Annotated in this window: 11 protein-coding genes; 9 read left to right on the plus strand and 2 right to left on the minus strand. The window is 68.9% G+C overall.

Annotated features, from left to right (window positions below; all coding sequences use genetic code 11):
• Positions 1-178: 178 nt before the first annotated feature.
• On the minus strand, positions 179-1,174 hold the full coding sequence (locus tag KF823_12260; protein ID MBX3726676.1) for a WYL domain-containing protein: 996 nt from the start codon (positions 1,172-1,174) through the stop codon (positions 179-181).
• A 123-nt stretch (positions 1,175-1,297) separates the two neighbouring features.
• Between KF823_12260 and KF823_12265 the strand changes: the two genes are divergently transcribed.
• The 9 genes from KF823_12265 to KF823_12305 all read left to right on the plus strand — a co-directional run bounded on the left by KF823_12265 (position 1,298) and on the right by KF823_12305 (position 11,373).
• Positions 1,298-3,460, plus strand: coding sequence for an AAA family ATPase (locus KF823_12265; protein MBX3726677.1), 2,163 nt, complete (start codon positions 1,298-1,300; stop codon positions 3,458-3,460).
• Positions 3,461-3,464: 4 nt separating this feature from the next.
• Complete coding sequence (locus KF823_12270; protein MBX3726678.1) at positions 3,465-3,773, plus strand: hypothetical protein; 309 nt, start codon at positions 3,465-3,467, stop codon at positions 3,771-3,773.
• A 66-nt stretch (positions 3,774-3,839) separates the two neighbouring features.
• Positions 3,840-4,700: a hypothetical protein gene (locus KF823_12275; GenBank protein ID MBX3726679.1), complete on the plus strand. Its 861-nt coding sequence runs from the start codon at positions 3,840-3,842 to the stop codon at positions 4,698-4,700.
• A gap of 98 nt (positions 4,701-4,798) precedes the next feature.
• Positions 4,799-5,821 (plus strand): hypothetical protein, encoded by a 1,023-nt coding sequence (locus tag KF823_12280; GenBank protein MBX3726680.1) that lies wholly within the window; start codon positions 4,799-4,801, stop codon positions 5,819-5,821.
• Entirely contained in the window at positions 5,818-7,296 is a 1,479-nt protein-coding gene (locus KF823_12285) for a DUF2779 domain-containing protein (protein MBX3726681.1), read from the plus strand. The genes KF823_12280 and KF823_12285 overlap by 4 nt, the downstream gene beginning before the upstream one ends.
• Before the next feature lie 90 nt (positions 7,297-7,386).
• Complete coding sequence (locus KF823_12290) at positions 7,387-8,037, plus strand: hypothetical protein (protein MBX3726682.1); 651 nt, start codon at positions 7,387-7,389, stop codon at positions 8,035-8,037.
• Between the two features lie 164 nt (positions 8,038-8,201).
• Positions 8,202-8,699 carry an LppP/LprE family lipoprotein gene (locus KF823_12295; protein MBX3726683.1) on the plus strand — a complete coding sequence of 166 codons (498 nt, stop codon included), beginning with the start codon at positions 8,202-8,204 and terminating at the stop codon, positions 8,697-8,699.
• A gap of 80 nt (positions 8,700-8,779) precedes the next feature.
• Positions 8,780-9,937: a PD-(D/E)XK nuclease family protein gene (locus KF823_12300; protein ID MBX3726684.1), complete on the plus strand. Its 1,158-nt coding sequence runs from the start codon at positions 8,780-8,782 to the stop codon at positions 9,935-9,937.
• 515 nt (positions 9,938-10,452) lie between these two features.
• On the plus strand, positions 10,453-11,373 hold the full coding sequence (locus KF823_12305) for a hypothetical protein (GenBank protein MBX3726685.1): 921 nt from the start codon (positions 10,453-10,455) through the stop codon (positions 11,371-11,373).
• 105 nt (positions 11,374-11,478) lie between these two features.
• Here the strand turns inward: KF823_12305 and KF823_12310 are convergent, their stop codons facing one another.
• Complete coding sequence (locus KF823_12310; GenBank protein ID MBX3726686.1) at positions 11,479-11,823, minus strand: histidine triad nucleotide-binding protein; 345 nt, start codon at positions 11,821-11,823, stop codon at positions 11,479-11,481.
• Between the last annotated feature and the right edge of the window lie 220 nt (positions 11,824-12,043).

Genomic DNA, 12,043 nt, shown 5'->3' on the forward strand with positions numbered 1-12,043 from the left:
ATGATCTAATTTTTCCCAGCGGGTGCTGTCAAACGCATTATGAGCGACACCAATAGACCAGACAATGAGCTTACAAATGTTTGCGATTTCCGTTGACTAGGGTACGGCTTCATTGCGCAAAGTGCCGCGACACGTACAGCAGGGAAGTAACAGAGCACGAGGCAATTCAGGAAGACGGTCAATACAAGCTCGCTGTCAGATCGTTCTCGGCTTCCAACCTCCGCCTCAACCCCACCGGCCTCACCACCTCCACCTTCCCCCCCTGACTGCACAGCCACCAGAACAGCCGCTCGCTGTCCTGGACGGTGGCGCGCACGGTCCAGCGGCCGTCGCCGGGGCCGGGGGTGATGCGCTGGTCGTCAGCCAGGCGGCGTTCGTCCAGGTGGCGGCGCAGCCAGTCGTCGACGCGCAGTTCCAGGCGGATGCGGCGTTCGGCGGGCAGGTCGAAGGCGGCTTCCTCGCGCAGGTAGCGCTGCAGATCGAAGTCCTTCGGCTGCCGGGCCTCTTCGTCCAGCGCGGTGGCGGCGCGCATGCGGTGCAGGGCCAGGTGGACCAGGGTGTCGTAGTTCCACAGCATGGCCACCAGGTAACCGACCGGGCCCTGGTGGACCAGGGCGACGGGATGGGCGAGGTAGCGCTGGGGCTGGGCGGCGTCGACCTTGTGGTAGTCCAGTTCGAGCTGGCGGCCATGCAGCAGGGCGTCGTGGACGGTGGCGACCACGCCGGCGTCCACCACCGGCGGCTGCAGGGGCGGGCCGGCGTCGATGACGGCGATGCGTTCGCGCCAGCGGCTGCCCGGGGTGGCGCGGTGCAGATCGAGCAGGGCGCGGGCCTCGGCCAGGCGCGGCTGCAGGCTGGCCAGCAGGGGCGCGGGCACCAGGGCCTGCAGATGGCGGCCCAGCAGGTCCAGGGCCAGGGCCTCGGCCAGGTCCATGCCGGGCGCGTTGATGCCGGGTGCGTCGACGGGCCACCGCCAGCCGATGGGTCGGCTGCGTTCGTCGCGCTCCAGCTTGAATGCCTCTTCCAGTGTGTGCAGGTCGCGTTCGACGCTGCGCCGGGTGACCTTGTATCCAAAGCCCTCCAGCGCCTGGTGCACCTCGGCGGCGGTCACCTTGCGGGGGGCACGCGGAATCGCGCGCAGCATGGCCAGGTGACGCTTGACGAGCTGGGTCATGCCGGCTCCGGTGCGGGGTGCGAGGGTGAGGCCACTGTAGCCGGCGGCACAGGGCGGGCGCCAGCGCCATGCGACACGGGGTGTCGCATGGGGGGCGCCTAATGGCGGACCAGGAGGAACGCCATGGCCCGCACTCACCGAACCCGATCCCGCTCCCGCCTGCCGCACTGGCACAGGGAATCGCCGCCCAGGCCGGCGCGCCTGTTCGCCGCGGCCTTCGATTCGCCGATGGACCGGGCCGCGGGGCTGCTCGCCCTGCGCATCGTCGAGGGCGAACGCCTGCACGCCCGGCTGGTGCACAGCGGCTGCCTGGCCGATTCCGACCTGCTGCCCCTGTTCGGCCTGGGCCTGAACGACCCGGACGAGGCGCTCACCCCTGCCCTGCTGGCGCAGTGGACGCGAACCCGCCTGGACACGCTGACCGCGGCGCCGGTGCCGCCGCTGCGGCCACTGGACGGCAATGTCGCGCGGATCGGCGAGCTGCTGGGTCTTTCGCCCTGCGAACGCGCGCTGTTGCACATGGCCGTGCTGGTCAACCACAGCCGCTGGTTCACCGCGCTGTTCGACTGCGGCCGGCCCGGGCCCGGCCAGGCCAACCGCTGGCTGGCGACGGCACTGGGCCATTCCAGCGCGGCCATTGCCCGGGCGCTGGCACCGGGCTCGACCCTGGTGCGCAGCGGGCTGGTCAATCGCGGCGGCTACGACCACCACAGCCAGCCGCTGGAGATGGACACGCTGCAGGTGCAGTGGCTGATGACGCCACGGCTGGACACGCGGCGGATGCTGGCCCGCCTGGTGAAGCCGGCGCCGCCCGCCAGCCTGGACCTGGCCGATTTCGCCCACGTGCCCGAGGCCGGCCTGATCCAGCGCTACCTGCAGCGCGCCTTCCGGCCGCGCCGGCGCGGCACCAACCTGCTGCTGCACGGGGACCCCGGCACCGGCAAGACCGAGTTCGTGCGCGCGCTGGCCGCCGGCCTGGCGCTGACCCTGCACGAGGTGCCGACCGAGCACGAGGACGGATCGGCGGTCAGTGGCGACCGGCGCTTCCGCAGCTATGCGCTGTCCCAGGATCTGCTGGCGCCGCGGCCGCGCCACCTGCTGCTGTTCGACGAGGTCGAAGACGTGTTCGGCTGCATCGACGGGGGCGGCACGGGTCGTTTCTTCGGCACCCGCCGCGATCCGGACAGCATCGCCAAGGGCTGGGTGAACCACACCCTGGAGAGCAACCCGGTGCCGACCGTATGGGTGTGCAACAGCATCCATGCGATCGACCCGGCCTTCCTGCGCCGCTTCGACCTGGTGGTGGAATTCAGGCAGCCGGTGCGCAGCGTGCGCCGCCGGGTGCTGGGCCGGCACTTCGGCCACGACCTGCTGCCACCGCCGGCGCTGGACCGACTGGCCCAGCTCGATCCGCTGCCGCCGGGTCTGGTCGGTCGCGCCGCCAAGGTGGTTCGTGTGCTCGGCAGCCGACAGCCCGGGCAGCGCGAGGCCGAGGCCCGCTGTGTGCTGGAGGGCAGCCTGAAGGCGCTGGGCCATCGGCCGAAGACCGCCTCGCCCACCCTGCCCGGCCACTACGACCCCGGCGTGCTCAACACCGACCGCGACCTGGGCGCCCTGGTCGAGGGCCTGCGCGCCGGCCGCGCGGCCCGGCTGTGCCTGTACGGGCCGCCAGGCACCGGCAAGAGCGCACTGGGCCACCACCTGGCGCAGGTGCTGGATCGTCCCCTGCTGGTGCGGCGCGGTTCCGACCTGCTCAGCCTGTGGGTGGGCGGCACCGAGGCCAACCTGGCCCGGGCCTTCGAGCAGGCGCGCGACGAGGGCGCGCTGCTGCTGATCGACGAGGCCGACGGCTTCCTGCAGGACCGCAGCCAGGCGCGGACGAGCTGGGAGGTGACCGGCGTCAACGAACTGCTGACCCAGATGGAAGCCTTCGAAGGCGTGTTCGTGGCCAGCACCAACCTGGTCGAACGGCTGGACCCGGCGTCGCTGCGGCGTTTCGATTTCAAGGTCCGCTTCGGCTTCCTGGACCGGGGCCAGCGGCGGCGGCTGCTAACCAACGTATTGGCGGACGCCGGCGGTGCTGCGGAAGACCTCGATGCGGCAGCGCTGCGGCGGCTCGACGCCCTGGACCGGCTGACGCCCGGCGATGTCGCCAACGTGCTGCGCCAACTCGCAGTGACCGGCGAACCGGCCACCGCCACGCGCCTGCTCGACCTGCTCGAGGCCGAGCTGCGCCTGAAGCCGGGCGCGGCGGCGCCGGGCATCGGCTTCCTGGCGCAGGGCTGATGCCATGCGCTGGACGCGCGGCTGGCTGGAGGTGGGCAGCGCCGGGCAACTGGAGCATCGTTTGCGCCGCCCGGTCGACGTGGCGGTGCACGGCCGCCGCTGCGTGGTGGCCTACCTGCGCTGGGATCGTGCGGCCGCCGGCGGAGGACGCTGGCGCCTGGTGCGCATGACCGGCCTGCGGCATCCCGACGGCCGCTGGTTGCTGCGCCGGCGCGCCGACCACAGCGAACTGGTGCTGCGTCTGTCGCGGGACCGGCGGGTGCTGACCGGCGCCCTGGCAGGGCCGGGTGGCCGGGAGAGCTGGCGGATCTAGCTGGTGCAGCCTCTTCCGGAGGACGCGCCGGCGCCGGCGCGCGCACGGGGGGTGTCGGACCGGCGCTTGCGTCCCGCGCTGGCCGCCTGCCGCTACACCCTGCACGCCGGCCAGTGGCGCAACGGCGAGGCCCGGCAGCGCGATGCCCTGCTGCTTGCCGGCCGGGTCTGGCAGCACGCGCGCCTGGGCCTGCGCGAGGTGGAGCTGGTCGCGGCCGATACCGTGCTCGCCCTGGCCACCGGCCTGCCCGGCCACGCCGCCGCGCCGGCGGCCAGCCGCATCGTGCTCGATGCCCTGCGCCGCCTGCTGGTCGAACGCCCCGAACTGCGCAGCGATGGCCGGCCCGGCCATCGCCTGATCGCCGAGGTGCAGCGCGAACTGCAGCGCCGCCTGGGCCGCCGTCCGCACGGCCGCGGCGCCGGTGCCAGCCTGGTGCTGGCGCATCTGCGCGGGGCGTCGTTGCAGGTGCTGGCGATCGGGACCGGGCGCGCGGTGCTGTGGCCGGCGGGCGGCGAGCCTGCCCTGCTCGGCAGCGCGCAGGACCTGCGAGCACTGCATGGCGCCTCTGGCGATGGCGCCGCCGGCGGTGGCCTTTCGCCAGACGTCCTGCCCGCTGCCCTGCGCCACCCCGCGGTGGCGCTCAGCGCCGATGGCGATGCCGACCTGCTGGCCGTGCAGCGTCTGCGTCGCACTCTGGCACCCGGCGACAGCGTGCTGCTGCTCAGTCCAGGCGCGGTCGAGGCAGTGCTGGGCGCGCGTTGCCAGGACGATGGGGAACTGTTGTCCGTATTGCGCGAGCGCCTTCGAGGCGTGCGCAGCGCAGCGGGATTCGCCTTACGCCTGAGGCAGCACCTGCGTCTATCGCGCCATTCCTCTGCCGCCTGCGCAGGCTTTCTGCTGGTGGTCTTCGGTGAGACTGCAGGGTGAATCAGGTGTCCCTATGCGGCGATCCGATATCGAGCCATGCCGCTGCTGCCGGGGTACAGTGCGGCAGGGATGGAAATCAGTGCAAAGGGAGGAATTTCATGATCGAGGACCTCGGCACACTGTTGCGGGTCGAAGACGACTACGTCGACTTCAATCGCGAGGAACGCAACTACGCAGCCGTGCTGTACCACCACCTGATGGCCGAGCCGGCGGCCATGTCGAGGTTTCTGCAACTGGTGGCGCCAGGCGTCAACTGCGAGGACGGCTATCCGCACATCTATTTCGAGTATGCCCACGTCCGCGACCTGTGGGAGCAGGCGCGCCGGATGCCGCATATGGCCAACCTCGTGGACCGCAATACGCGGTACTTCAATGCCATGCTGGCGTTCCTGCGATCGGATTGTGAGGACGGTGTGGTGGCTGGCGTCAACAAGGCGCTGGACAAGCTGGAATCCGGGGTGGACCGGCGTTACCGGCGGGCAAGGGCTACGCCAAGTCCAAGTGGTCCGGCTCTGGTAGAGCCAATCGACACTGCCTTTGTCGAGCGTTTCAACAGGGTCTTCGTAGCCGGCAGACAGTCGGTGGATCAGCTGCAGAGCCCAGCGCGCTGGAGCGCCGTCGCGCTTGGCCAGCTTGCAAGGTCGGACAAGACCCTGGCTGAAACCGCCTGCCGCCTCAAGTGGGCCTTCAACGCCAAGGCGGATCTGGTCATCCATACCGGCCGGCGCGCCGCGGTGTGCATCGAGATCAAGCTGGACTCCAAGACCTCGACCTACACCATGCCCCCCCTGGCATCGGGCAAAGACGGCAATGCGGTCGACTCGCCCTTCAAGATGTCGCAACTGGGGTTGCAGCAGTACATCCTGGAGTCGCTCCTGGGCTTCGACGCACGCTTTGCGATCCTCGGACGACCCGGGCCCGGAGGGGTCGTGCGCGTTCCGGATAGATACACTGATGATCCGAAGCGTCCCAACCAAACGGACGATCCCAGGCATCCCAAGGGAATCTCCTGGCGCCAGGCATTCGAGGCCGTTCTGGGCGCTGGCTTCTGTGCTGACGGCGCCTCGCGCGGGTTCACCGATCGGATGGTGCGCCTCGTCTGCAAGGAAGGGAAGTCGTGAGCGCTGGCCATTACCTCTCCAAGTCGCGCGTCCAATCCGGCCGCCAGTGCCACCGCCGTCTCTGGCTGGAGGTGCACCGGCGATCCAGCCTGGCCTGGTCGCCGCAGGCACAAGCGAAGCTAGACGCCGGCAGCCGCTTCGGCGAGCTCGCGCAATCCTTGCTGGGCGGCGGGCTGCTGATCGACGCCGGCCACCGGGACGCCGCCCAGGCGCTGGCGCAGACGGCGGCGGCGCTTGCCCGTCCGGCCAGCGAGGTGCCGCGGCTGTTCGAGCCGGCCTTTGAGCATGAAGGTGTGCGCGTGCGCGTGGATGCGCTGGAACGGGGTCCGGACGGCGATCGACTGGTCGAGGTGAAATCGACCACCGGGGTGAAGGCGCCGTATCTGTGGGATTGCGCCGTCCAGACCTGGGTGGCGCGCGGTGCCGGCCGGCCGGTGCGCTCGGTGGCGATCGGCCATGTCGACAGCCGCTTCGTCTACCGCAGCGAAGGCGACTACCGGGGGCTGCTTGCCGTCACCGACATTACGGCCCAGGTCGAAGCGCTCGTCCCGCAAGTGCCCGAGGTCGTCGCCACCTTGAAGCAGGTGATTGGCGCCGACGAGCCGGCCATTCGCACCGGCGCACACTGTGCCAGCCCCTACGACTGCCCGTTCCTGGACCACTGCGCCAGCCAGGAGCCGGCGCCGCCGGTCTTCCCGATCACCGTCCTGCCGCGCGCGGGCAAGTTGCTGGAGCGTCTCGCCGCGCTCGGCTACAGCGACCTGACACAGGTTCCGGACACGCTGCTGGACGGCGAACTGCATCGGCGCATAGCCCTGGCCAGCCGGACCGGAACGCCCTGGACCTCCGGCGCGCTGCCGGACCTGCTGGCCTCCCTGCCCTACCCGCGCCATTACCTGGACTTCGAGACGGTCAGCTTCATCATCCCGCGCTGGCTCGGCACCCGGCCGTTCCAGGCACTGCCGTTCCAGTTCTCCTGCCACACCGAGGCCGCGGACGGCAGCCTGCAACACACCGGGTTTCTCGACCTCAGCGGCGCGGCGCCGATGGCGGATTTCGTCGAGGCCGTACTTGCCGCCGTGGGCAAGGTCGGGCCGATCCTGGTCTGGAACCGGGGCTTCGAGGCGGGCGTGCTGGGTCGGCTCGCGGCCGACTTTCCGCACCGCGCCACCGAGCTGGAGGCGGCGGCCGATCGCATGATCGACCTGCTGCCCATCTATCGCGAGCACTACTACCACCCCGACCAGCGCGGCTCCTGGTCGATCAAGGCGGTGCTGCCCACCGTCGCGCCCGACCTCGATTACGGTGACCTGGCGGTGGCCGATGGCCAGGCCGCCCAGCTCGCCTACCAGGAGGCCATCGACCCCGGAACACCGCCCGAGCGGCGCGCGGAACTGCGTGACCAGCTCGAGCGCTACTGTGAGCTGGACTCGCGGGCCATGGTGCGGCTGGTGCGACACTGGACGCCGAAGTGATGGAATCCGCACCACGCCGGACAAGCCCATGCGGCCGAGAGGCACGGGAAGTGCGAGGATGGCAGGCCCCTGACGGTCAGGCGTGATGCCATGCCCACCCATGCCGAACTACGCAACGACTTCAAGGCGCTTCCGGTCGCCGACACGCCGGACGCCTGGCGGGTGCGCGTGCACCGCGCGCTGAGCTGGCTGGGCCGTGCCGATGCCGAGACCGACGATGCGGATGCGCGCTTCGTGTTCCTGTGGATCGCGCTCAATGCCGCCTACGCGCGGGAAATCGGCCTGGGCGAGACCGAGCGCGCGCGCCTGCGCGACTTCCTGGCCCGACTGGTTGCCCTGGACGCCAGCGGCCGGATCCACCAGGCGCTGTTCGTCCAGTTCAGCGGCCCGATCCGCACCCTGATCGACAACAAGTATGTCTACCAGCCGTTCTGGACCGCCCAGCAGAACTGGGACCGCAACGAGTCCTGGCGAGAGGGTTTCGAGGCCAGCCGCAAGGTCGCACTGCGCGCGCTGATGGACAAGGACACCGTGCGCGTGCTGTCGATCGTCTTCGACCGCCTCTACGTCCTGCGCAACCAGCTCGTCCACGGCGGCGCCACCTGGAACGGCGCCGTCAACCGCCAGCAGGTCCGCGACGGCGTCGCCATCCTCGCCACCCTGCTGCCCCTGCTGCTGGAGCTGATGATCGCCCATCCGGGCGAGGATCATGGAGAGATTCTGTATCCGGTAGTGGCGTGAGGATGAGAGGCGCTGCCGTATTGCGAAGGATTGGCGGCCACGCGGGCGCACTGCGTGGCGCGCACCGGTCAGACCTGAGGCCTCCTTAAGCGACCTTCCGCTGCCGCACGCAATACGACCGTTGTACTCGTCCCTGATCGAGCACCTGCCCGGAGAACCCCGCCATGCGCCTGTCCCTGATCCCTGCCCTGCTGCTCACAGCCACCCTTGCGCAGGCCCAACCGCTCGCCCTGGTCCAGGTCGACGGACTGGTACCCGAACCGCGCGCCCAGGACTACGACTCGCGCGACGAGCCGCTGTGCGCAGGAGACGCCCGGCCGCCTGAAACGCTGGCCGAGCAGGCGCTCACCGGCCGCGGCTGGCTGCTTACCGATCCGGCTCTGGTCGAAGGCGATACCCGTGTCGTGCCCGCCGCCGACGCGCAGGTCGGCTCCTGCCGCTTCTGGGGCACCTCGGTCTTCGTTTTCCGGCGCGACCGACTGCTCGGGCTGATCCAGACGGAGGATCCGCAGGCCTATCTGACCCTGCGCCTGCAAAGCCCGGCGCTGCTCGTCGTCGATGCTCGCTACCGAAACCCCGATGACGCGCAGTGCTGCCCGTCCGGAGAGCTGAGCGTGCGCTATCGCATCACCGATGAGGGTGTCTCGGCACTTTCGCCCTGAGGGCGGAGCTGGAGGCCCCGGTTTCTCCCGCAGGCCGCACCGGTCCAGTTTGACCGCACACACTCGTACAGGCTCACCTGATGTCCCAGACCGATATCGACCTGCTCAGACAGTCCCCGCTGTTCCAGCTCTCGCTGGCCTCCCGGGAATTGTTCCACAGCAATTTCCTGGCGTGGCTGTTCGGCCAGCGTCCCGACTGGGTGGGTCGGATCCTGGGAACAGCACCGGAGCACCGCGACTGGGTCCTTGGCGAGAAGGGCATCCGGCGCGAGGAGCGCAACCTGGATCTGGTGATCCACCTGGCGAACGGCTCGACGCTGATCGTCGAGAACAAGGTGAAGTCGGTGCCATACACCGAACAGCTCGAGCGCTACGAGACGCTGGTCCGGGACGCAAAGGAGACCTATCCCGAGCCCCACTTCCTGCTGCTCACGCTGTCCCCCGGCGACGCGCCCGCAACCGCCACCTGGCCGGTCGTCTCCTATGGCGAGATGGCCGAACGACTTGCGCAGGCCGCGACCACCCTCGCTGACGGATACGAGCGGCATCTTGTCGAAGACTACGCGAGTTTCATCCGGTCCCTGTCCGTTCTGGGCGTCACCAGCGAGGCGGACCCGTGGATCGACGACCGCCCGCTGCTGCGCGAACTTCGAATCGCCGACCTGCTCCAGAAACGCAAGGCGACATGGCTGGCGCGCAACCTGACCGAAGGGCTGCGCGCTCGTGGCTTCCACGGTCTGGTTGGCCCTGGCAGCAAGGCGAGCGACCTGAGGGTCGGCGAACTGCTCGTCTACGACGGCCTGACCAATGGCAACGGCCTGGTCGGCTTCGTGCTGGCGATATCCGACGGGCCGAAACTGCCCGGCGCGCGCGCCCTGCCCCGCTACGGCTTCGGCGTGCAGATCCAGGGGAACCAGTACCGGAGCTTCGTCGAGCTGCTCAGACCTGAACGCCCCGGAGCGGACACGCTGGCCGCCTTCCGCAGGCTCTGCCTTGATCTGTTCCAGGCGTCTCCGCTTCCCGGCTGGTGGGTGGCCGGCGATCCGGGAGACGCGTCCAAGGACCTGTGTACCTACGGAGGTGTTTTCCTTTACCGGTACACCATGCTCAGCAAGCACCGTTCGGATCCGACCCCTACCTTGAACACGCTGGCCGGACGCCTCGCGGCATCGGCGAGTGCCCTAGTCGAAGGCGCCACCGCTGTGCAAAACGCGCTGCCTGGCAGGGCGCCGCACTAGCCAGCGGCACGGCATGCCAGGCAAGCCCTTCCGATCGGCCAGCCGATCGATTCCAGTGGTCCGAAGGACTCCTGCGTCACCATGGGAATCACGTTTGGCCGCATAAGCACCTTCATGTCCTACCAGTCCGCGCCCGCGGGGCGTGAAGATCGACACGCCTGATCCCTCGAGGTCGTGATGGACGACAGTCCGATGGTGTACCTGATCGGCTAAGCCTAGTCTCGGCAGGGACTGCGCCGCAGGCCCTGTCCAGACAGCATTTCATGACGCAGCGACAACGCCTCGCGCCGGGTTGCCCGAGGCCTTGGATCGCTCGCAATGCGCCGAAAACCGCACCTGGTTCGCGAACGATGTCACGGACGACCGCTTCCGACGCGGAAATCCGATTTTTCCTATTGACTACAGGTTGCCCTGTTTACACCATGATACACAGCACCTGCGCAGGAGGCTGCCGTGGTCGACAGGCAGGTGCTGATGGCTGTTTTCCGCGATTCAATGGAATGGAGGGTTCGAACATGTATGCGCGACTGGCAGCGATTCTTCTCGCGATCCTGTTCTCGGCCGATGTCCGCGGAAGCGCTCCGCGGGTCTTGATGGACTGCCCCGGCTGCTCCGACGCTCAGATCCGGGATCTTGTCGGTATGACCGGCGACGGCATTCGTCTGGTGGTGGACTTCCAGCGTCGGTTCATTCGGGAGTATCTGGTATCCGGCACCCCCCTGATTCCCAGGAACCAGGACGGGAACATCGTCCGCATCGCAGATGTGCAGGAAGTGCCGGTGTCCCCCGTCTATCAGCAGCTCTATGAGGCGCTGCAGCAATACTACGACCTGGACCCGGGGCTGTTTTCCAACTTTTCCATCACCGTTCCAATCGACCGCATTGGTGTCGATCCGAACACCGGCAATTCCTTCCAGCCGTTCGATATCGGGTTCTACGGACCCAGCATGTTCCACCACAACAACTTCGTGCAGCGGATAAGGGACATCATTTCGTCGGAATCGTGGACTCGGCAGGCCCTGTCCCCACGTCTGGCCGACGCCATGTTCGGCATCGTGCATCGAATCACGGGGCTTGGATTGCAGGTGTTGATAGGAGCGAGCATCAACTGGAACCCCACCGGCGGCATCTGGACGATCAACCTGTGCGATTCCGCCGGCTACTGCGTGCGCGTTCAGGTCACCAAGAGCGGGGAAGTGATCTTCGACGGGGCCTTTGACGGGGTGGGCAACAGGATCCCTTCCCTCTTCGGCAACGGCGCCGCACTCGGCTACCCGCCCGGAACCACCAGTCACGGCGAGCGGACGGGCAATGAGCTTTCGAACCGGGGAATTCCGGTCAGTTCGAGCGGTGGCAACGGGGGCTGGCTGTACATCAGCTGCACCTACATCAATGGCGTGATGGTGTCCTGCACCATCGAGGCCAGGCAAAACTAGTCCTGGGCGATGCCCCCGAGCGTGGGTCTGCAGGCGGGCGCTGCAGACCCACGCAAAGCAGCGGCTTGCCCGACGTGGCGGACTGCCCCAGGCTGGACTGCCCTGTCACCCCGGCGGCCACGTCATCCGCCGCCCCGCCAGCAGGTGCAGGTGGATGTGGTGGACGCTCTGGCCGCCGTCGTCGCGGCAGTTCATGACGACGCGGTAGCCGCGCTCGGCGAAGCCTTGCTCGCGGGCCCAGCGGGCGGCGGCCAGCATCAGCCGGCCGAGCAGGGCCTGGTCGTCGTCGGTGGCGTCGTCGAGGGTGGCGATGGCGCGCTTGGGGATGAACAGGACGTGGGTGGGGGCCTGGGGGTTGATGTCGCGGAAGGCCAGCACCTCGTCGTCTTCGAAGACGATGTCGGCGGGGATCTCGCGGCGGATGATCTTGCTGAACAGGGTGTCGGACATGGGGGTTCCTGCTTCGGTCGGATGCCATTGCAGCGCTTCGGGGGGGCTGGGGCAAGGGCGGGCCCTCTCTCCCGGCCTCTCCCCCGCAGGCGGGGGAGAGGAGAAGTGGGGTGCTGCGGCGAGCAGTCCGGGGCCGGCGCGATCTTGCGACAGCGCGCTACGATCCATGGCGCCTCGCGCCTGCTCCCGAGTCCCGAGTCCCGAGTCCCGAGCCCCGAGT

The organism is Lysobacterales bacterium (assembly GCA_019634735.1).
GTDB lineage: Bacteria > Pseudomonadota > Gammaproteobacteria > Xanthomonadales > UBA2363 > Pseudofulvimonas.

Coding starts and splice junctions, on each gene's coding strand:
- KF823_12260 (MBX3726676.1), bottom strand. CDS start 1,174: ATGACCCAGCTCGTCAAGCGTCACCTGGCCATGCTGCGCGCGATTCCG.
- KF823_12265 (MBX3726677.1), top strand. CDS start 1,298: ATGGCCCGCACTCACCGAACCCGATCCCGCTCCCGCCTGCCGCACTGG.
- KF823_12270 (MBX3726678.1), top strand. CDS start 3,465: ATGCGCTGGACGCGCGGCTGGCTGGAGGTGGGCAGCGCCGGGCAACTG.
- KF823_12280 (MBX3726680.1), top strand. CDS start 4,799: ATGATCGAGGACCTCGGCACACTGTTGCGGGTCGAAGACGACTACGTC.
- KF823_12290 (MBX3726682.1), top strand. CDS start 7,387: ATGCCCACCCATGCCGAACTACGCAACGACTTCAAGGCGCTTCCGGTC.
- KF823_12295 (MBX3726683.1), top strand. CDS start 8,202: ATGCGCCTGTCCCTGATCCCTGCCCTGCTGCTCACAGCCACCCTTGCG.
- KF823_12300 (MBX3726684.1), top strand. CDS start 8,780: ATGTCCCAGACCGATATCGACCTGCTCAGACAGTCCCCGCTGTTCCAG.
- KF823_12305 (MBX3726685.1), top strand. CDS start 10,453: ATGTATGCGCGACTGGCAGCGATTCTTCTCGCGATCCTGTTCTCGGCC.
- KF823_12310 (MBX3726686.1), bottom strand. CDS start 11,823: ATGTCCGACACCCTGTTCAGCAAGATCATCCGCCGCGAGATCCCCGCC.